The following is a 19,530-nucleotide window of genomic DNA, read 5'->3' on the forward strand; positions in this document are numbered from 1 at the left end:
TCCTTTTTTGAAAGCATGTGCAGACCAAGGCAGGCGGTCACCTAACCCGCCCCGGTCACAGGCCTTATTCGAACACGGCCCCCGGGTTGTCCAAACTGTCAGACCCTTCGAATTCAACGCCATTCAGCCCAAGCACCGCAACAACGCGTTCAATTGCGCGGGTCTGGTCGACCAAACCGTCAATACTGCCTTGAACCAAAGCCTCGCCGGGATTGCCCTGACCCAACATCTGGTCATAGCTCAGACCGGCCTCGGCGGCCGATTTGATACGGCCCAACGCCTTCATCGTGGTGCTCAGCTTGCCGTTCAGTTCAGCGTCCAGCGCTGGGTCAGCAGCGGCAACCAGATCTGACACCGAAGCGCCCGATACGATGGACCCGTCAACGCGGACGTATTCGCCAGTGTAAACGTTCTGAATACCCAGACCGTCATAGTAGTGGCTGTTATGGGTGTTGTCCGAGAAACAATCGTGTTCTTCTTCGGGGTCCATCAGCATCAGGCCCAGCTTCATACGCTCACCGGCTTGCTCGCCATAGGACAAAGAACCCATGCCCGTCAGGATAGCGGTGATGCCAGCAGTTTCGTCAGCCAGCACTGTTTCACGCGCTTCGCCACCGTCGGCCCACTGGGCCGCCATCCAGGTTAGGTCCGCAACCAAAAGATCAGTGGCCGCTTTCAAATAGCCGCCACGGCGATCACAGTTACCGTTGGTGCAGGCCTCGCCAAGGGCATAGTCTGACCATGCGCGCGCGCCCGCACCGTGCTCGGTTCCGTTCAGGTCTTGCCCCCACAACAGGAATTCAATGGCGTGATAGCCCGTTGCGACGTTGGATTCGACTTCGTCTGCTTCATGCAGCGTGTCTGCCAGCAACGCCGGAGTGATCTGAGAAGCGTCAATCGCATTGCCCGACAACTCGAAGTTGGCATTTGCGACGACGTTCAGTGCCGCCAACGGGTTTTCGTCTGTTGCACCGCCATAGGAGGCATCGACATAGTCGATCAAACCTTCGTCCAGCGGCCAGGCGTTCACTTTGCCTTCCCAGTCATCCACGATCGCGTTTCCAAAGCGGAACACTTCGGTTTGCTGGTACGGAACGCGTGCGGCAAGCCACGCCGATTTGGCGGCTTCCAAATTTTCGGCCGAAGGCTCTGCGATCAGCGCCTCGACAGCAGCCTGAAGAACCTTGGCGGTGGAAAGGCTGTCACTGTAACCGGCTTCGGCAATATCTGCATAGTTGCTCAGAACCGCGGCTTTGTCGGCGGCAAATGCTGTGGTGGTCATGCCAGCGCAGAGCGCCGAAGTGGCAAGGAGTCGGAGTCTCATAGGTCTGTCCCTTAATTCGAGTATCGGCTGACCCAATAGACGGGTTGGCTAGATTCACCGCTTAACTGACAAAATTTATCAGGATAGTCAATCCGACAATTTTTGTCGCCTTTATCTGAACCTTGACCTCGCCATAGACATCCCCGTTGATAACAAGGGGACAAGGAGGAGGCAGAGATGCAGCACATACTGGCCATTGATCAGGGCACAACGTCGTCCCGCGCGATTGCATTTGATGGGCAGATGCAGCCTGTTGCCTCGGCCCAGCGCGAGTTCACCCAGCATTTCCCGGATTCCGGGTGGGTAGAGCACGACCCCGAAGACATCTGGACGACCACGCTTCAGGTCTGCCGCAAGGTTGCTCAACAAGTGGGGGCAGACACGATCAGTGCAATCGGCATAACCAATCAGCGCGAAACCACTGTGATCTGGGACCGTGCCACGGGGGCGCCGATCCACAACGCTATTGTCTGGCAAGACCGGCGCACAGCAGACCTGTGCGCGCATCTGCGTGCGAATGGGCATGAAAAGTTGATTACCGCGCGCACCGGTTTGCTGTGCGATCCGTATTTCTCGGCCACCAAGATCAAATGGCTTTTGGATCACGTCCCCGGCGCACGGGCGCGGGCAGAGGCCGGAGAGCTGGCTTTCGGCACAATCGACAGTTTCCTGATCTGGCGACTGACGGGCGGCAAGGTCCATGCCACCGACGCCACCAACGCGGCGCGCACGATGCTGTATGACATCCACGACGGGCGATGGGATGGCGATATCTGTGCGCTGCTGGATATTCCGATGCAGCTGTTGCCCGACGTGCGTGACTGTGCAGATGACTTTGGCACCACTGACCCAACGCTACTGGGCGCTGCGATCCAAATCGCGGGCGCGGCGGGCGATCAGCAGGCAGCCACCGTTGGTCAGGCCTGCTTCACCCCGAGCATGATGAAATCTACTTATGGAACCGGCTGCTTTGCGCTTTTGAACACCGGAAACACACCGGTGCGCTCGCGCAATCGGTTGCTGACGACAATCGCGTATCAGCTGGATGGTCAGCCAACCTATGCGCTCGAAGGCTCGATCTTTATCGCGGGTGCAGCGGTACAATGGCTGCGCGATGGGCTGGGTGTGTTAAGCGATGCGCGTGAAGCCGACGCAATGGCCGCCAAAGCGGATCCCTCTCAAGAGGTCATTCTTGTCCCGGCGTTCACCGGGCTTGGCGCCCCCTATTGGAATACGGAATGCCGGGGCGCGGTGTTCGGCCTGACCCGCAACTCTGGACCAAACGAGTTCACGCGCGCCGCCCTGCAAGCCGTGGGGTTTCAGACCCAAGACCTGTTGCGCGCAATGGCAGCCGACTGGCCCGAACGTCCCAAGTCGGCGACGCTTCGGGTGGACGGCGGCATGACCGCGTCAAACTATACGATGCAGTTTCTGGCCGACATTACCGGCGCGCCGGTTGATCGCCCACCCGTTCTAGAGACTACAGCATTAGGCGCCGCCTGGCTGGCGGGCATGCAGGTGGGGCTGTATCCAGACCCCGACACCTTCGCGGCGAATTGGCGCTGCGCGACCAGCTTTACGCCACAGATGCCGGAAAACCTGCGCAGCAGCTCCTACACGGCATGGCAAGCGGCCGTTCAAGCAGCGATGCAAGCGTCCAAACGCTAGACGATTCGGTGTCTTCGTCAGCCAAACACGTTCAGAAACTTGAATTCTAACCCTAAAATCTTGTGCTTCCTGCACCAAAGCAGCCTGCAACACGCTGTCTCGGGGCTAGGCATCCGACCCGTAGAACTGTATCAGAACCGTGACAAGCGATCAGGAGACCAGCGCTTTGCTAGACCAAGTTCACGTCCGTTCCGTCCTCGCGGATCACTATGACCTTGCCCCCTCGCCCGAGTTGGCGGCGTCGATGCAGGACATCTATGCAAAGATGGACCGTGTCGTAACCCCACCCGACTTCGCCATTTATGCGCCTTACATCAAAGCGATCAACGCCCTGAAAAAAGAGCGCAACGCCGTGATCCTGGGTCATAACTATATGACCCCCGAAATTTACCACGGCGTATCCGACTTTGTGGGTGACAGCCTGCAGTTGGCGATGAAGGCTCAGGATGTAAAGGCCGATATCATCGTGCAGGCCGGTGTTCATTTCATGGCCGAGACATCAAAAATCCTCAGCCCCGAAAAGACTGTGCTGATGCCCGACATGAAAGCTGGCTGTTCGCTGGCCGAAAGCATCACCGCCGAGGGCATCGAAGAGATGCGTGCCAAGTATCCCGGCGCGCCGGTCGTTTCCTATGTAAACACCACGGCCGAGGTCAAAGCCGCTTCGGATATTTGCTGCACCTCATCGAACGCGGTTCAGATCGTGAACGCCATGGAAAGTGACACGGTCATCATGACCCCGGATCAGTATCTGGCGCAAAACGTCGCCAATGAAAGCCACAAGAACGTGGTCTACTGGCCCGGCGCCTGCATCGTGCATGAACAGTACACCGCCCAGGACCTGCGCGATTTCCGCGAATGGAACCCGGGCACGCAGATGATCGCGCATCCCGAATGCCCGCCCGAAGTTGTGGCCGAGGCTGATTTCAGCGGTTCGACCAGCGGCATCATCAAATACGTGACCGAGCAAAAGCCAAAAATGGCGATGCTGATCACCGAATGCTCGATGGCGGCAAACATCGCAGACGAGCTGCCAGGCGTCGATTTTGTCGGCCCCTGCAACATGTGCCCTTATATGAAGAAAATCTCGCTTGAGAAGATTCTCTATGTGCTGCACACCGGGGAAAACGAAGTTCTGGTAGACCCTGAAATGGCTGAAAAGGCCCGCCAATCGGTCGAGGCGATGATCGACCTGTCGCGCGAACTGGGTCTCTGAAGAATACCATGAAAGACATCGCCACCGACCGCATCATCATTGTCGGGGCCGGGCTGGGCGCACTCTATGCTGCGCTAAAGCTGGCTCCGCGTCCGGTTGTGATGATCTCTCCCGAACAGTTGGGCGCGGGTGCAAGTTCCGCTTGGGCGCAAGGTGGTGTGGCCGCTGCGATGGACGAAGACGACAAGCCCAAATACCACGCCAAGGATACCGTTAAGGCGGGCGCGGGTACGGTCGACCCTGATGTGGCACGGATGGTCACCAAAGACGCACGTGATTACATCCTTGATTTGACAACGATGGGGGCACCGTTTGATCGCACAGATGACGGCGATTATGTGCTCTCGCGCGAGGCCGCGCACAGCTTTGCCCGCGTTGTCCGCGTCAAGGGCGATCAGGCCGGGGCCGAAATCATGGCTGCTCTGATTGAACAGGTGGGTAAAACCCCATCAATTCAGGTTCTGGAAGGAACGATGGCCACCGGGCTTGATGTTGCGCAGGGGCGCGTACGCGGTGTGGTCATTCAGGATGCCGATACTGCCCGCTCCGCCCCGGTTATGCTGCGCGGCCCGGCAATCCTGCTGGCGGGGGGCGGCTCGGGCGGGCTGTATGCGCTGACAACCAACCCGCCGCGCATTCGCGGGCAGGTTATCGGAATGGCGGCGCGCGCCGGTGCGCGGATCGCCGATGCCGAGTTCGTTCAGTTTCACCCTACCGCAATTGACGTCGGCGAAGACCCCGCCCCGCTGGCCACCGAAGCGTTGCGCGGCGAAGGTGCGATCTTGATCAACAAGCACGGCGAACGCTTTATGCAGGCCGTCCACGAAGACGCCGAACTGGCCCCGCGTGATGTGGTGGCCCGTGCGATCTTTTCCGAAACTCAGGCAGGTAACCGCCCGATGCTGGACACCCGCGAGGTTCTTGGCGTACGGGTGCTTGAGCAATTCCCCACCGTCGCCCAAGCCTGCGCCCGCAATGGCATCGACCCGGTCAACGAGCCGATCCCGGTTTCTGCCGCTGCCCATTACCACATGGGCGGCGTCGACACGGATTCCGACGGTCGCGCCAGCCTTGCCGGGCTTTGGGTCTGTGGCGAGGCCTCCTCAACCGGGCTGCATGGCGCGAACCGTCTGGCCTCGAACGGCTTGCTGGAAGCGCTGGTTTACGCCCGTATCTGCGCTGAAAGTATCGCCGCCGAAGTCCCAAAGTCTGATCAAAGCGCACCGCTGGATATCACATTTGAACCGGGTGGCACCCCGCCCGACGCCGATGCAGTGGCCGATCTGCGTGCAACCATGACTGCGCGTGTCGGCGTCGTTCGCAACGCCGAGGGCTTGCGCGCAGCCTTGCGCCGTATCGCAGCGTTGGAAAACGCCCATGGCGACAGCCCTTCGTTCGCCAACATGTGCGCTACCGCAACGCTGATTGCTGCCTGCGCCCTGCAGCGCCAGGAAAGTCGCGGCGCGCATGAACGCTCTGATTTTCCCGACACGTCGGAGGGCCCTGCAGAGCGGTCCTTCATGTATCTAAACGACGCGCTCAAGATAAGGGCGCAGGCATCCGAGGCCCCCGCATGAGCTTTTCCGCCGTTCCCGATCTGATCCTTGAACCGATGATCCGCAATGCCCTGATGGAAGATCTGGGCAGCTATGGCGATGTCACCACCCGCGCCGTGATCCCGGCCGACACCACCTATGACGCCGCGCTGAACGCGCGTGAAGACGCGGTTGTGTCCGGTATGCAGGTGGCGCGCATCGCCTTTCAGCTGGTCGACCCGGCGCTACAGATCATCACCCACGTCAACGACGGCGAGCCCTGCAAAAAGGGGGATCGTTTGATGACGATCCGCGGCAAGGCCAGCGCGATTTTGTCGGGGGAACGCGTGGCGCTGAACTACGCCGGTCGCCTTACCGGAATCGCCACCAAAACCGCTGGGTTTGTGGCTGAAACCAAGGGCACGGACACCCGCGTAACCTGCACCCGTAAGACCACTCCGAACATGCGTTTGGTTGAAAAGCTGGCCGTGTTGCACGGCGGCGGGTTCAACCATCGCTATTCGCTGTCCGACGCAATCCTGATCAAAGACAACCACATCGCCGCCGCCGGAGGTGTGCGCCAAGTTCTGGAAGCCACCAAAGCCACCGCCAGCCATATGATGGCGGTTGAAATCGAAGTCGACCGATTGGATCAACTGGCCGAGGTTTTGGAGGTTGGCGGCGCCAGCGTTGTGTTGTTGGATAACATGGACAACGACACTCTGCGCGAAGCCGTCGCCATGGTCGATGGCCAGATGCAGACCGAAGCCAGCGGCAATGTCACGTTGGAACGCGTGGCGTCAATCGCAGCGACCGGGGTTGATTACATTTCATCCGGGGCGCTGACCCACTCGGCACGCACCGTCGATCTTGGGCTTGATTTCTAAGCCTTGCGTGCGATCAACATGACCGGGTCATAGGTCAGCGTAACTTTGCCATCCTGTTCGAAACGGTCGTGATAGGCGGTTTCAAACCTTTGCAATTGCTCGCGGGTCCATTGATCACCCGCGCGCCCATTCACCCCCGTGCGACGCAAATGGCGAAGCACCTCGCGCGCGCTGTCGAAGGTAACCACGATCGGGGTCTGACGTATTTCCAGCAACTCCATACCCAGCGGTAAGATGCGCGGCCAATCTTGTGCATCCATATAGTTTGGCGCTGCGCCCCCCGAACTCAGCACCGTCAGTTCGTGATATTGGTTGGTGCCAAACCCGGACAGCGCCAACCAACCCTTCGGAGCCAGCGCATCGCACAAGCGATCCAGAACCTTCGGCCAATCCAAGACCCACTGAACAGTCGAAGCCGACGCAATCAGGTCAATCCCCGTCGGCAAATCAAGGCTTTCGACAGGGCCAGTTAAAACCTTTGGGCAAAGTGGGGCAACAGACCGGGCGGCAAGATCTGCAGCTTCTGGCAGCAGGTCGTTCAGATAAAGCGTGTCAAGGTCAAAACTCTGTACCAACGCCTCGGTCAGATGGCCGGTACCACACCCAAACTCCAAGGCCTTCGCAAAGCCTGCCGGTGCACCATTGCCACGCAGCATAAGCACCAAATCCCGTGCGATCTGGGCCTGTGTCCGGGCCGCGCTGTGATAGGTTTCAAGCCCGCGCCGAAAGCTTTCGGCAACCCGGACTCTGGCGCGCGGAGTCATGATAACAATGCCTCCCACGTTTGGAATTGGTCAAATGGGGCGTGCGGCGCGTCGATCTGTTGGACGGGCAAGCCTTCCCATACGCGGGCCTGATTGGCCGGAGGAAAGATTTTATCCTGCGTGCTGATCAGGCACTTGTCGAACGCCGTTCGGGGCGCGTCGCCGCGTGTCTCAATCGCGTCCAACTCTGCCCGGCGGGCGGGCACGTCGATTGGCATTTCTGGCATCACCTTGCCAAACACCCGACGTTGAAACAGCGCAAAGGCCGATGGGCTCAGCGTTTCGGCCGTTTTACGCATCGCAACTGGCGGAATGCCCTTGGAACGGCTGACCGGATGCAAGGTTCCGTTCACCGCCACTTTTTGCGCAAACGGATCAACGCGCCCCACCTGCCAGTGGGCATAGGACGCCACGCCAAAGGACCACGCCAGCAGGCTGACATGACCATAGACAGACAAGTCAGGCAGGTCGGCGTCCAGCGCGCTGTAGTCATCGACAAACAGCACATCCTGCCCCCCGGTCAGATGGGCAAACGGCCTTGCGCCGACGGCCCAGCCGCCAAATATCACGATGGCCCGATCAGCCCCGGTTTGGATCAGCCAGCGGGCCCGCATCTAAAGCTCCTGCGCCAACCGCAACATCCCCGCGGTGATCTGGCTAAGCGCATCAGGCCCCGTAATAAACGGCGGCATGCAGTAGATGTTGCGGCCGAACGGGCGCAGGAAGACCCCCATCTCTGGCGCCAGCGCATGGGCCTGATCCGCGCTGACACGGTGGTTCATCTCGATGACACCAATCGCGCCCAACACCCGTACGTCACGGACGTTGGGCAGGTCGCGCGCAGGGGCAAGCTCGGCCCGCATCTGATCGGCGATCCGCGCGACAGTGCCGCGCCAGTCCTGCCCCGTCAGCAGGTCAAGCGAGGCCTTCGCCGCAGCGCAGGCCAGCGGATTGGCCATATAGGTTGGCCCGTGCATGAAAATCCCCGGGTTCCCCCCGCCGACGCCGGTCGCGACTCGATCATTCGTCATGGTGCAGGCAAAAGAGATATGTCCGCCCGTCAGCCCCTTCCCCAGACAGATGATATCGGGCTGGACCGTGCAAAAATCAGTGGCGAACAATTCACCCGTGCGGCCAAACCCTGTGGCGATTTCATCGAAGATCAGCAAAATGCCAAGTTCATCACAAAGCGCACGCGCCTGATTTAGGTATTCGGGGTGATAGAAATACATCCCGCCCGTACCCTGAACGACCGGTTCCAATATAAAACCGGCGATTTTATCTGCGCTGGCCTCAAGGACAGATCGCAGTCCACCCAGACCGTTGCGCGCAGGATCATCCGTCCATTCCTGATCAATCGTCACGGGCGGGCGAGAGACGAAATGCTGCACGCTTAGCGCGCCCTGAAACAGATGGTGCATGCCCGTGTCCGGGTCACAGACGCTCATCGCTTTCCAGGTGTCGCCATGATAGCCCGAGCGCACAGTGGCAAACTGGCTGCGGCCTTCGAACCCCATGGCGTGCTGGTATTGCACCGCCATTTTCATCGCGACCTCAACCGAGACCGAACCGCTATCACAGTAAAAGATCCGGGTCAGATCACTGGGCGCGATCTCCAGCAACTTGCGACCCAGATCAATGGCCGGATCATGGGTCAGCCCGCCGAACATGACATGCGGCAGGCGATCCAGCTGATCATGAATTGCTTGGGTAATCGACGGGTTGCGATGGCCATGCATCATACACCACCACGATGACATCGCGTCGATCAGCCGGGTGCCATCGTCCAGCGTCAGGTACAGCCCTTCGGCCTCTTTCACTAAAAAGGTCGGGCCGGGCTGGGTCACGTTGGTATAGGGATGCCAGAGGTGCTTTTGGTCAAATTCAAGCTGGGTCATGCCGCCATCCCCCGTTGGATCGCATCCAGATCTATCGCCGCGAAAGCTTGCGCCAGCGTATCAGGGGTCAGCGGGTCGATCATGGGCAGACGGCCCAGATAGGGCACATCGCCCATCTGCGCGATTGTATCTTCCACCAAAGGTTCTGCGTCGCCAATGAACGTCACACCCAATACCCGACAACCCGCGGTTCGCAGCGCCTGCAAGGACAGCAAAGAGTGGTTGATCGTACCCAGCTCCGTACGAGCGCAAAGGATCACAGGCGCGTTCCACTGCGCGAACAGGTCCAGCATCAGGTGCTCACGGTTCACCGGGACCATTACACCACCTGCGCCTTCCACAACCAACGCCCCGTCGACCTGTGGCAAAGACAGTTCGCCAAGTTCTATTGCCACCTCGTCCGCTTCGGCCGCCAGGTGGGGCGATGCGGGGATGGTCAACCGATACCGCTCTGCCAAAGTTGGGCGCCCTGACAGGCGCGCCACAAATTCGCTATCTGTTTCATCCTCAAGCCCGGCCTGAACGGGCTTCCAATAGGTGGCGCCAAGGGCCTGTACCAAACCGGCCGAAAACACGGTTTTGCCGATGCCCGTATCCGTACCGGTGACGATCACTTTGGTCATGCCGCCCCCCGCAATTTGGCCAAGTCCGAGAACATCTGCGTGACAACCTCGCCAGAGGTGTTCAGGGTAATCGAAATCCGCAATCGAGACGCCCCACGCGGTACGGTTGGCGGGCGAATACCGCGGATGTCATAACCACGCTCTTGCAGCCCCTGCGCCAATTTCATGGTCGGTTTGTCCGCGCCGACAATCACCGGCAGTATCTGGCTTTTAAACCCCGACAGACCGCACAGGCGCTCGGCTTCGGCCCAGGCATGATAAATGCCATCCCAAGCCTGAATGCGACGCTCCGGGTTATCCTGAAGCTCTCTCAAAGCTGCCCGCACAAGTGCCGCGTTCAACGGAGAAGGCGCCGTGGCATAGATAAAGCTGCGCGCCTTGTTGATAAGGCTCTCAATCAGCACTCCTGCACCGCAGATCAACGCCCCCGACGCGCCAAGCGCCTTGCCGCATGTATGCAGCGACAAGACATTCTGGGCGCTGGCAATGTCATGCGCCAGACCGCGCCCCAAATCACCAAAAACACCCGTCGAATGGGCTTCGTCCACCACCAGCACGGCATCATGCGCATCCGCCACCAGCTTCAATGCCTTAAGCGGAGCAAGATCACCGTCCATGGAATACACGGCCTCTACCGCGATCCAGACCTGACCATCGCCGCCCTCGGCGCGCCAAGCGGCCAGTTGTGCAGCGGCGTCAGCGGCATCGTTATGGGCAAAGGCACGGGTTTGGGCGCGGCCCAACCGCATGCCGTCATGGGTGCTGGCATGGATCAGCGCATCATAGAGCACCAGATCGCCCTGCTGGGGCAACGTGGAAAAAATCGCCAGATTGGCATTGAACCCACCGCCCATGAACAAAGCAGACTCGGTGCCAAAAAACGCGGCGGCCTCGGCTTCCAGAAGCTGGTGCTCTTTGTCATTGCCGCGCAACAGGCGCGAGCCACCCGCGCCAACGGGCACGCCCCGCGCCAAAGCGGCGGCGGCGGCATCGCGCAACACGTCGTCACCTGCCAACCCCAGATAATCGTTCGAGGCAAAGTCATGCCCGGCGCGCGGCATCAAAGAGCGATAGCGCCCCCGGTTTTTCAACGCGGTCAGCACTTTTTCATGACGGGGAAACGCCATTAACGGCTTCCGTCACAACCCGCATTCATTGCAGTGACGCCCAGACGATCAAACAGGGCCTGATCGCTGTCTTCCTCGGGGTTGTCAGCTGTCAGCAGCGTGTCGCCCACAAAGATCGAGTTGGCCCCGGCAAAGATACACATTGCCTGCATCTCGTCGGTCATCTCGGTGCGACCCGCAGACAGGCGCACATGAGACTTGGGCATCAGGATACGCGCCAAGGCGACGGTGCGCACAAATTCAATCGGGTCCAGCTTTTCAACATCTGCCAAAGGCGTGTTTTCGATCGGGATCAGCATGTTGACGGGTACGGAATCAGGGTGCTGTTCCAAAGTCGCCAGTGCCAGCATCATGTCGATGCGGTCCATCTGCTGCTCACCCATGCCAACGATCCCGCCAGCGCAGACTTTCATCCCGGCCTCGCGCACCCGGTTCAGCGTGTCGATCCGGTCGGCGAAGGTGCGCGTGGTGATGATCTCGGAATAGTAGCGTTCAGAGGTGTCGATATTGTGGTTGTAGTAATCCAACCCGGCATCGCGCAGGCGGAAGACCTGATTGTCATCCAGCATGCCAAGGGTCATGCAGGTTTCCATGCCCAACTCTTTGACGCCGTGGATCATGGCCTCCAGCTGTTCCATGTCACGGTCTTTAGGCGAACGCCAAGCCGCACCCATGCAATACCGTGTCGCGCCCGCCTCTTTGGCCTTGCGGGCCTCGGCCAGAACGCGCTCTACCTCGATCAGCTTCGAGGCCGAAAGCTGCGCCCCATTGCGGGCCGACTGCGAACAGTACGCGCAATCTTCGGCGCACCCGCCTGTCTTGATGCTCAGCAGTTTGGATTTTTGAACCTGATTTGGGTCAAAATACATCCGGTGCACAGTATGCGCCTGATAGAGCAGATCCATGAACGGCTGGTTGTAAATCTGTTCAGCTTCAGCACGCGTCCAGTCGGTGCGCAGATCTTGCATGTCAAACATCGTTTCACCTTTCATTGGCCTGGATCCCCTTCAAAGATGAGAGGAGACCGAATTCAGTTTCACGCATAGCCGGACGCAGGCCAACGCTTTCGCGGATCGCGCCACAAGCACTGTCCACGGATATAGTTGTGTACCCAGAGAAAGAAGTACGGGTGCCCTTCTGACCAAACCAGCCCCAAGCGTCAAGGTTTCGCGCGCAATCAGGGCATTTCGAGTGCCCAGGTTGCGCAAACAAACTTAAATGAACCAAGACCTGGGCCAAAAGCCGTGCCAGAATCAACAAAGGCGCAGGCTTGTCAGCCTGCGCCTTTTTGTGAAATGTCATGAGACATTTCCTTTGGCGGCTCTCAAAACCCCTTTTTTCATTGTTCGAGCCGGTTGAGCACGACAATCATTTTTCCTCTCTCGACGCAGAATCTTTCCTCTCATCCAGCAATAAAAAGGGCCGATCAAACCGATCGGCCCCAATTGAGAAGCGTGCTAAATTCTATGGGTAACCGCGTCGACTGTTACTATTCATGATGGGCAATGCGGGGACAAAAGTTCATGTTCTATTCCATCGTACCCGGCTCAACGTCCTTCCAATGAAGGTTCATCGGCAGTTTCGCTGCTCGACTAACAATGTCTTCGTATGTCACCGGGGCGAAGTCCCACACGTCCACGCCTACGTTAATGGAGTTTCGACTCCCCAGCCAATTGTCGTGGACATGCCCAAAGAACTGCAGCGCGTTTCGCCCGGCATGGTTCCAAGTGATCATCGGGTAGTGGCACAGGGTGTGGTTCTGGTTTTGGGGTCCGTCTCTGACCTGCGCGAGATCTGCGATACTGTCCCAAGGTAGTGCCAATGTCGGTCCATGATCATGGTTGCCGATAACGAGGTGCTTTCTTGCTCCAGGCAGTTCGTTGAACAGCTCGGCAATGTATGGTGCACGCTTTGCTCGTTTCCCGAACGCAAAATCTCCCAGAATCCACAGGTCGTCCTCGGGTCCGACCTTCGCACGCAGGTTCTCTATCAAAACACGGTCCATGTGTTCTGCATCGCGAAATGGCCGGTTACAGAAGTTGATGATGTTCTCATGCCCAAAATGGGTGTCGGCAGTGTACCAATTCACCATCTTAGCAACCTTCCATTTGCAACGGCGGACCCGAGGTCCACCTGTCGCGCTCAATTAGCCCGTCCAGTTTTTCGCGTTCATAGATTTTGCTGAACCGAGGCGCCATCTGTATCGGGTCAATACTCAGCTTCTCAAGTCTAGAAGAAACGTGCTTGGCCTGTGTACCAATTTGATGCGCGAGGATGCCCAGAGTCACGTAGCGCTTCAAAAACGCATCATAGGCCTCATGCGGAACGACTGACATCGGGCGGCGTGAACGCGGATGCCGTGTTTTCTGCGCTCGGATGTATTCCTCCTGAATCAGAAGGGTGATCGTCGGATCGTTAACGCGCAGCAATCGTTTTAGCTCCTGTTTCGTGTATCCCTGCAAAGGTGGACCCTCGAACAAGTCGAGGATCTCTTCGAGATCGACAGCCAGCGCCGCCAGGCCGTCGATGCTTCTCCGCTTTCCCAACCACTTCAAACGACCATCAAAAATCATTGGAATCACTTGTTCGATCGTAACTTTGGCTTTGTTGCAGGCAACGCCGATGTCCATTTGTGTACCAACCAAATCATCGATCGGTTCAGCGCGATCAAGAAAGTGCGCGAGAACCTCATCCAAATGTTCGGGCTGATACAGCCCTTTCAAGCCTTCGAATGTTGCCGCTGGCTGGATGACTCCGATTTTTCGCAAACGGTCAAATAGCGACCTGTTGATGTTGAGATGCCTCGCGGCTTCCACGCGGTCCACCACATCTAACATCTCTCGGATTTTTGCCTCACTTTCAGCGGCTGGAAAGTATCCGATCTCACAGGAAGAGAGGGCTCTGGTTCGCTTGCCCTGCCCAAAACCAAAACCCCACAACAGATTCTTTAAGCGAAATGGATCGATGTCGAACTCCTTTGCTATTGTGGCGAAGGAATGCAGGTGTCGCTGCGGGCAAGGTTTTCCCAACACAATCTCGCCTTGCCCAATCGGGTAATTGCGAAAGACAAAATTGCGATAAATTTCGCGAATAGGATCATATCGCTCGTCATGAGTTCGACGGTCCAGCCAGCGCGCGAAATGGCAGAAATCGGTGTAGTGGCCCGACCGAAATCCAACCGAGCGACTTTGCACGCCACTCAGCGCAGCTTCTATTCCCTGCTTTCCTTTGCGGAGCGCCTCAAATCCGAGACGGCCGGCGTCGGCAAGCTCTGCATCACTAGCAGTTGAAAAGGCCTTTTGGGGCCCGAAGGCACAAACCAAGCCCAACATTTCCGATGTTTTTGCAACGATCTCAAAGGGCAGTTCATCAAGCAAATTTCCCGACTTCTGCCCGTCCAATCGCTGGATTTGATAACGCTCAAAGGATGAGGGTTTTCGGAATTCCAGGCATCGCGTGGCCGCCTCGATTAGGCTCCAGTGATCTCTGATGCGACCAAAGGTGTCATGGATATCACGCGGGAATTCCGCTGCAGGAAGCTCCAGCAGCGCGACCTGATGCTCTGGACAGGTCCGGATCGATGAGACGTGCCAATAGACACGTGTGTAGGGACCAAAATCTCCAAATCTGGTTTTGTCTTCCATGATACATTTGGGGCAAACCCGCAGCCTGCCGCGCGCGAATTGTCGATTTGACAGGTACTGCCCCGCCACCACAAAGCTCTTACGACCACCAGGTTCGACAACGAGACGGCTGGCATACTTGTCCATCTGCTCGCGTGGCACACCTGATAGTTTGGAGACCAGATCAAGTTCTTCAGAAAGGCCTTTGACAAGGCCTTTCCAGTTTATCCGCATATCTTGCGAAAAATCCTGCACATATTGGCTGCCGTTAAAGGCAGCGATATTTGTGACCAGCGAGGTGGTCGTTTGCGCAGGGCGAAGAGGTAGGGTCAATCCGAGTTGCATCATGCTCTCCTCCGGCGCTTTCTTGCATGCGGCATCAGGACATCCGCTTCATCCTCTTCGACTTCCGCAAGCAACTTGCGCGCATCGACGACGCGGTAATCTTCGGAGATGAAGGGATTGAGATCGTCGACACATCCCGACCGCCGCCGAAACGCTGATGCGAAGTCATCCAGACCAACCGTCATATTGTCAGCCAGCAAAGCCTCTTCGATTGCCGCAATGATGATTTCAATAACAAGCCCCAACTCTCCAGCACCGGCATGGATCAAACGCTTTGTGAACTCGGAGCTGAAAGTTCCATCCGCAATGGGAATTTTGGCCGCGGCCAGGTAGTTGGCCACGATTTCAGGCAAGATGTTCCCATGGGTTGTGAAGCTGATCGGAGCGAGATGGATTGGTATGAAGCGTCGTGACAGCTGTGGATCAAGGTGCAGTAAGTCCTTTAAAGCTGGCATCCCGCTCAAAATCAGGCCGGTTGGCCACATCGGGTTTTGCATGAGAGATTTAAGCGTGTTGACGACGGACTGCATCTCGCGTTCGTTGCGGTTGATGTGCAGATCTTGTGCCTCGTCGAGGTGCAAGAACAAGGTCTCACGTTCCCGCAAATGGCTCTGCAGGAGTTCCCAGATGATGCCGGCCGTACGATCGCGACGAATGGGGTAGCCGATCGCATTCAGGCATGACATTCCGACGTGCTTCAGCGTTGCCGGGGATGGAACCGATAGGCTGATCACCTCCGCTTTAATCTTGTTGGGCTCGAGTCGGGCGAGATCCTTGTGTCGATTGAATAGATGCGACATCGCTGTCGATTTACCGGAACCAGAGTTGCCGATCAAAACGATGCCACGCGCCTCGCTTGAGCGCCCTGTCTCCAATTCTGCGCGACGTCGATAGAGCAACAGATCGAACTGATCTTGCAAGTCAGAGAAGGGGGTATGAGGAACAAATTTGGCGCACAGATCAGAGATGATCTTACCCGTGGCGAGCGCTTTTTGCCGTGTCAGTGACATTATTTGTCCTCCAAATTCCAAGTGGGTTTTGTGATTGGTGGAGATGTTTCCAAGGGATCTGTCTCGTCATCTGCGGTCTGCTCCCGGGAAGGCTTTGACCCTTCCAGTGCGGTGGCCGTTTCAAAGCGAGTTCCCATCAGGACAGGTTCCTCCACGGGTGCTCCGATCTCTGGCCGAGGCTTGAAGGTGGTCCCGTGGAACAAATCCTTCTGAAGTTTCAGGACCTGCTCTTTTGTGAGATCGTGGGGCCCGATACCGGCACGCAGCGCAGCTTTGTGGCAAATTGCATCGATGTTCTTCAATGCGCGGTCCCGCAAGTCGCTGGACAACTCGCTTTCGGCTTTGTTGTGCGCTTTGATCGCACGAAATTCGGTGACCCAGCTGCTTATGTGAACACCGTCGAGGTCGCAATCCAAGGCATCTGCCGCTACCCAGTTTTCTCCGATAAGCACTGAGATGGCACCGATATCGTGGGGATCTACCCTGATGCGCATCTGCCGTTTTGAGGACGCATGCCAGAAGGCTTGCAGTTCGGGACAGGTGTAATAGTTGCCAAAGACATCGATACCGCGTTTCGAGAGCTTGCGCTGCATCTCGATGCCGACGGCAGATCGAACAGTGTGCCGATCTGGCGGTGCGTTGACGAAGTATTTGTTTTCAACCTCTGACCAGGAGTTCGCCGGCGTTTTGAAGTCCAAGCCCGTGTGCTGATTATGGTGGTAGAAATCGACAAAGAAGATCGTCAATATGCGTGCCAATTCGTCGTCATCGAGAACGGCGCGACCCTCGGAATCATAGTCGCCACGAGCCTTCGGATTGTGAAACGCACGCCCGTAGATCCGCGTCAGTAGCTTGGAGTTGATCGTGCCGAATACTCGCTCGATCTCGGCGCGAAGTTCCGGGATCTTCACTGGTGGAAAGAACATGGTTCCGCCAAGAGCCGTCACTGCCGAGATGAATTCGTCGCTCGCGAAAGCCGATCCGGTATCGCAGGCAACCATGCCCAAACCGCCGTGAAACGGCCAAGGCGACTCTGCGCCCATTGCCATCGCAATGTCTGTCTTGTCGCGGACAACCATCCGCAACAATTTGACGGCTTCTTCCGCAGAAGGTTTAGCAGCAACCCGAATGCCTAAGATGACACGTGTGCGGGTATCGATCGCCGCACAGATCCAGCGGCGTCCATGGGGGAGGCTTTCCTTAACATGCTTCGGCAGATAGTCGTAGATGCCCAGATCGGTGAAGTAGTTGAAGAGGTCGTTCTCACACTCGTCAAACTCGATCCTGTCCATCGCGAACTGTTTGGATATCCCTCCGGCAGAGAGGGCAAACTCCTTTCGCGCAGCGTCTGCACCATGGAAAATGGCGTAAAGCTCGGCCTGGTTCATTGCCGCTATCCGGCGTTCTATTGTCCGTTGCGATGGAATGCCGAGAGCGGCGATACCCTCATCAGCCCGCTCTTCATTGAGCTCCACGAGCCGATCTATGACTTGTCGGGCGATTTCCGCCTTGTTGTTCATCTCGCGGGATGCAATCTCGCGCACCAATCTCATGACAACGGCTTCGGTCTCTTCATCGAACTTGTTGCCGACTTTCGGCGCTCTATACCAACCGGGTGCGAGGCTTAGCAGGTTGTATCCAAACCGCCTTAACGTGGCGAACTTGGTTCGGATGGTCTTGCTGCATGGGAGCTTACGGACGCGCATGTCGGTGAAACCTTTTATGTCAACGCCGACGTTGTGCCGTTGCGCCTCAATTTCATTCATCTTTTCCTGAAGAGCGGCCTTTGCCATGGTGATGCTGGTGTCGGTCAACGAGATCTCACCGGCGTCATACATGGCCTTCACAGCCATGCAGATTATGAAGTACCAGATGGTCTTCTTCCGCGCGTTATCAGACAAATGGTCCAGGGTCAGGGCTGGCATCGATGATGCCAGCTTGGTTTGATTGAGATCGTAATAGTCCCGCTCATATCGCCAGAGAGAAGACTTTTGGAACTCCGCGAGCTGCTCGTAGGTAAAATGTTCGACTTGCCCATTTTCACCTTCGCGCAACCAACTGGTTGTCGTGGCGTCCTGGCCTAGGAAACGGTAGTGAGGTGGGCGGCCGATCAGAGCGCGATCATTTGTTGTGAATCGTTGTTTCAGCATTGTGCCACCCCCCGCTTTACGAGCGTCGGGTAGTCAATGAGCCCACCTTTGACCTGACGCAGGTCACCTCGGAAGATTGCGCGTACAACTGCTCGATATGCCCGGCCGGACATTCCAGTTTGCTCCACAATGCAAGCGATCGTTTTCGTCCCCTCAAGCCCTGAGATTTGTTCCGCCACGGCATCATCAGCGGCTTGATCTGGACTCTTGGAGAACTGCTGGAACCTTGCGGCGTTCACCGCGTCATACCGCTGAAACCCGGCATCCGTGAACAAACGGACCTCATCGGCGAACGACTTCGGTGTTTGTGACGCTATGAGCGCGATCTCTTGATCGAAATCCCGCCTTTGCACCAGTTCAAATGGTTTCACGGCCCATGCTGTCTTGGAGCCGTCCATCCAAGTGATCAAAAAGTCGAAGTAATGCTGAGCGCTTTTTCCATTTTCCTTGACGTAGCGCACCGCAGGCGGTTGTTCCCAGATATCGTAAACATTGCCCTGCGATAGGATCAGTTGGATGAACATCAGTTCGAGCTGGCTCTCAAAAACGATGCGTCGCCACCACTGCTCGGAAGCGAGCCAGACTGGGACAAACCCTCTGCAGCTGGTCCTTGAACGCATGGGTATCTTGCGCGTTGAGAGACTGGGCAGCGGTTCGCGGTAACCTATCTCGGTCAGAAGAGGGTGCATCATGGCCGTACCTCCTCAAAACAAGAGGACGGTTTCAGGTAATCTGAGATTTCACGATCTGTGAGAATCGGTTCGGGCAGTGCGACCAAATCCAACAGTTGTTGAAGGTCGCAGTCGGACATTGCCTGCGCATCGAGCAGGATTCTTGGTTCTGTAAACATAGAGTTCCCAGTTCAGCTAGATTTTGAAAAGAAATGCTCTGCGCGGACCGCATAACGGCCGCGAAAAGCTTGACTTTTGGCTCTAGAAGTGGGATTAAATCGAACAGCGATGGACGGATTTAATCTGTTCTAGAGGGCCCGGATGTTAGCGCATCTGGGCTTTCGTCATTTTTGGGGTAGGTATTACGATTTGTACTTCAGCGCTTTGCCCTCCTCGTCGTATCTTTCGGGAAATAGAGCTTGAGGTGTCGTGCCGAGGCGTTTTGCCAACTCAGATTGTATCACGTCACTGAAGAAGCGGCCCTGGCTGCACCCTGTCACTCCTGACCTGCTCCGCTTTGTGCTTGTGGCGACGTCTGAAAAGCTCACGCCAAGCCTCAAAAGTTCGATCCGAATTTGGGCATGCCTTGCCAAATCAATAGCCAATATGTCGACACCTTTTTCGCTCAAGGGTATGTGTTCGCAGTTGCCCGAAGGCGGACTTCATACCCATTTCGGTGCCAAGCATTG

Annotated in this window: 17 protein-coding genes; 4 read left to right on the forward strand and 13 right to left on the reverse strand. The window is 57.2% G+C overall.

Annotated elements, in window-relative coordinates:
- Positions 1 to 64: 64 nt before the first annotated feature.
- On the reverse strand, positions 65 to 1,324 hold the full coding sequence (locus ATO10_RS08085) for an imelysin family protein (protein ID WP_035250211.1): 1,260 nt from the start codon (positions 1,322 to 1,324) through the stop codon (positions 65 to 67).
- Between the two features lie 177 nt (positions 1,325 to 1,501).
- On the opposite strand from ATO10_RS08085, the gene glpK reads away from it, so the two are divergent.
- The 4 genes from glpK (at position 1,502) to nadC (ending at position 6,630) form a co-directional block, all read left to right on the forward strand.
- On the forward strand, positions 1,502 to 2,992 hold the full coding sequence (gene glpK / locus ATO10_RS08090) for a glycerol kinase GlpK (protein ID WP_035250213.1): 1,491 nt from the start codon (positions 1,502 to 1,504) through the stop codon (positions 2,990 to 2,992).
- 166 nt (positions 2,993 to 3,158) lie between these two features.
- Complete coding sequence (gene nadA, locus ATO10_RS08095) at positions 3,159 to 4,208, forward strand: quinolinate synthase NadA (protein WP_035250215.1); 1,050 nt, start codon at positions 3,159 to 3,161, stop codon at positions 4,206 to 4,208.
- A gap of 8 nt (positions 4,209 to 4,216) precedes the next feature.
- Positions 4,217 to 5,785, forward strand: coding sequence for an L-aspartate oxidase (locus ATO10_RS08100; RefSeq protein WP_035250217.1), 1,569 nt, complete (start codon positions 4,217 to 4,219; stop codon positions 5,783 to 5,785).
- On the forward strand, positions 5,782 to 6,630 hold the full coding sequence (gene nadC, locus ATO10_RS08105) for a carboxylating nicotinate-nucleotide diphosphorylase (protein WP_035250219.1): 849 nt from the start codon (positions 5,782 to 5,784) through the stop codon (positions 6,628 to 6,630). The genes ATO10_RS08100 and nadC overlap by 4 nt, the downstream gene beginning before the upstream one ends.
- Here the strand turns inward: nadC and ATO10_RS08110 are convergent.
- The 12 genes from ATO10_RS08110 to ATO10_RS08165 all read right to left on the reverse strand — a co-directional run bounded on the left by ATO10_RS08110 (position 6,627) and on the right by ATO10_RS08165 (position 18,862).
- Positions 6,627 to 7,394: a methyltransferase domain-containing protein gene (locus tag ATO10_RS08110; RefSeq protein WP_035250221.1), complete on the reverse strand. Its 768-nt coding sequence runs from the start codon at positions 7,392 to 7,394 to the stop codon at positions 6,627 to 6,629. The genes nadC and ATO10_RS08110 overlap by 4 nt on opposite strands.
- The gene (locus ATO10_RS08115; protein ID WP_035250223.1) at positions 7,391 to 8,008 is read right to left on the reverse strand and encodes a pimeloyl-ACP methyl esterase BioG family protein; all 618 of its coding nucleotides are present in this window, start codon (positions 8,006 to 8,008) and stop codon (positions 7,391 to 7,393) included. Before ATO10_RS08115 ends, ATO10_RS08110 begins: the two co-directional genes overlap by 4 nt.
- Positions 8,009 to 9,292 carry an adenosylmethionine--8-amino-7-oxononanoate transaminase gene (gene bioA / locus ATO10_RS08120; protein WP_035250225.1) on the reverse strand — a complete coding sequence of 428 codons (1,284 nt, stop codon included), beginning with the start codon at positions 9,290 to 9,292 and terminating at the stop codon, positions 8,009 to 8,011.
- On the reverse strand, positions 9,289 to 9,915 hold the full coding sequence (gene bioD / locus ATO10_RS08125) for a dethiobiotin synthase (RefSeq protein WP_035250227.1): 627 nt from the start codon (positions 9,913 to 9,915) through the stop codon (positions 9,289 to 9,291). The genes bioA and bioD overlap by 4 nt, the downstream gene beginning before the upstream one ends.
- On the reverse strand, positions 9,912 to 11,042 hold the full coding sequence (locus ATO10_RS08130) for an 8-amino-7-oxononanoate synthase (RefSeq protein WP_035250229.1): 1,131 nt from the start codon (positions 11,040 to 11,042) through the stop codon (positions 9,912 to 9,914). The genes bioD and ATO10_RS08130 overlap by 4 nt, the downstream gene beginning before the upstream one ends.
- Positions 11,042 to 12,019, reverse strand: a complete 978-nt coding sequence (gene bioB / locus ATO10_RS08135; protein WP_035250455.1) for a biotin synthase BioB — start codon at positions 12,017 to 12,019, stop codon at positions 11,042 to 11,044. The genes ATO10_RS08130 and bioB overlap by 1 nt, the downstream gene beginning before the upstream one ends.
- 4 nt (positions 12,020 to 12,023) lie before the next feature.
- Complete coding sequence (locus tag ATO10_RS08140; protein WP_035250231.1) at positions 12,024 to 12,344, reverse strand: hypothetical protein; 321 nt, start codon at positions 12,342 to 12,344, stop codon at positions 12,024 to 12,026.
- A 226-nt stretch (positions 12,345 to 12,570) separates the two neighbouring features.
- The gene (locus ATO10_RS08145; RefSeq protein WP_035250233.1) at positions 12,571 to 13,134 is read right to left on the reverse strand and encodes a metallophosphoesterase; all 564 of its coding nucleotides are present in this window, start codon (positions 13,132 to 13,134) and stop codon (positions 12,571 to 12,573) included.
- Position 13,135: 1 nt separating this feature from the next.
- Positions 13,136 to 15,013: a TniQ family protein gene (locus ATO10_RS08150; RefSeq protein WP_081806471.1), complete on the reverse strand. Its 1,878-nt coding sequence runs from the start codon at positions 15,011 to 15,013 to the stop codon at positions 13,136 to 13,138.
- Positions 15,010 to 16,020 carry a TniB family NTP-binding protein gene (locus tag ATO10_RS08155; protein WP_051598036.1) on the reverse strand — a complete coding sequence of 337 codons (1,011 nt, stop codon included), beginning with the start codon at positions 16,018 to 16,020 and terminating at the stop codon, positions 15,010 to 15,012. Before ATO10_RS08155 ends, ATO10_RS08150 begins: the two co-directional genes overlap by 4 nt.
- Positions 16,020 to 18,170, reverse strand: coding sequence for a Mu transposase C-terminal domain-containing protein (locus ATO10_RS08160; RefSeq protein ID WP_035250237.1), 2,151 nt, complete (start codon positions 18,168 to 18,170; stop codon positions 16,020 to 16,022). Before ATO10_RS08160 ends, ATO10_RS08155 begins: the two co-directional genes overlap by 1 nt.
- Positions 18,164 to 18,862 (reverse strand): TnsA endonuclease N-terminal domain-containing protein, encoded by a 699-nt coding sequence (locus tag ATO10_RS08165; protein WP_051598037.1) that lies wholly within the window; start codon positions 18,860 to 18,862, stop codon positions 18,164 to 18,166. Before ATO10_RS08165 ends, ATO10_RS08160 begins: the two co-directional genes overlap by 7 nt.
- Positions 18,863 to 19,530 lie beyond the last annotated feature (668 nt).

Source organism: Actibacterium atlanticum, assembly GCF_000671395.1.
GTDB lineage: Bacteria > Pseudomonadota > Alphaproteobacteria > Rhodobacterales > Rhodobacteraceae > Actibacterium_D > Actibacterium_D atlanticum.

Excerpts from the sequence above, each read along its gene's own strand:
- bioA (WP_035250225.1), bottom strand. The coding sequence starts at position 9,292 with ATGACCCAGCTTGAATTTGACCAAAAGCACCTCTGGCATCCCTATACC.
- ATO10_RS08115 (WP_035250223.1), bottom strand. The coding sequence starts at position 8,008 with ATGCGGGCCCGCTGGCTGATCCAAACCGGGGCTGATCGGGCCATCGTG.
- ATO10_RS08110 (WP_035250221.1), bottom strand. The coding sequence starts at position 7,394 with ATGACTCCGCGCGCCAGAGTCCGGGTTGCCGAAAGCTTTCGGCGCGGG.
- ATO10_RS08130 (WP_035250229.1), bottom strand. The coding sequence starts at position 11,042 with ATGGCGTTTCCCCGTCATGAAAAAGTGCTGACCGCGTTGAAAAACCGG.
- ATO10_RS08165 (WP_051598037.1), bottom strand. The coding sequence starts at position 18,862 with ATGATGCACCCTCTTCTGACCGAGATAGGTTACCGCGAACCGCTGCCC.
- ATO10_RS08145 (WP_035250233.1), bottom strand. The coding sequence starts at position 13,134 with ATGGTGAATTGGTACACTGCCGACACCCATTTTGGGCATGAGAACATC.
- ATO10_RS08140 (WP_035250231.1), bottom strand. The coding sequence starts at position 12,344 with ATGACATTTCACAAAAAGGCGCAGGCTGACAAGCCTGCGCCTTTGTTG.
- nadC (WP_035250219.1), top strand. The coding sequence starts at position 5,782 with ATGAGCTTTTCCGCCGTTCCCGATCTGATCCTTGAACCGATGATCCGC.
- bioB (WP_035250455.1), bottom strand. The coding sequence starts at position 12,019 with ATGTTTGACATGCAAGATCTGCGCACCGACTGGACGCGTGCTGAAGCT.
- ATO10_RS08085 (WP_035250211.1), bottom strand. The coding sequence starts at position 1,324 with ATGAGACTCCGACTCCTTGCCACTTCGGCGCTCTGCGCTGGCATGACC.
- ATO10_RS08160 (WP_035250237.1), bottom strand. The coding sequence starts at position 18,170 with ATGCTGAAACAACGATTCACAACAAATGATCGCGCTCTGATCGGCCGC.
- ATO10_RS08155 (WP_051598036.1), bottom strand. The coding sequence starts at position 16,020 with ATGTCACTGACACGGCAAAAAGCGCTCGCCACGGGTAAGATCATCTCT.
- ATO10_RS08150 (WP_081806471.1), bottom strand. The coding sequence starts at position 15,013 with ATGATGCAACTCGGATTGACCCTACCTCTTCGCCCTGCGCAAACGACC.
- bioD (WP_035250227.1), bottom strand. The coding sequence starts at position 9,915 with ATGACCAAAGTGATCGTCACCGGTACGGATACGGGCATCGGCAAAACC.
- glpK (WP_035250213.1), top strand. The coding sequence starts at position 1,502 with ATGCAGCACATACTGGCCATTGATCAGGGCACAACGTCGTCCCGCGCG.
- ATO10_RS08100 (WP_035250217.1), top strand. The coding sequence starts at position 4,217 with ATGAAAGACATCGCCACCGACCGCATCATCATTGTCGGGGCCGGGCTG.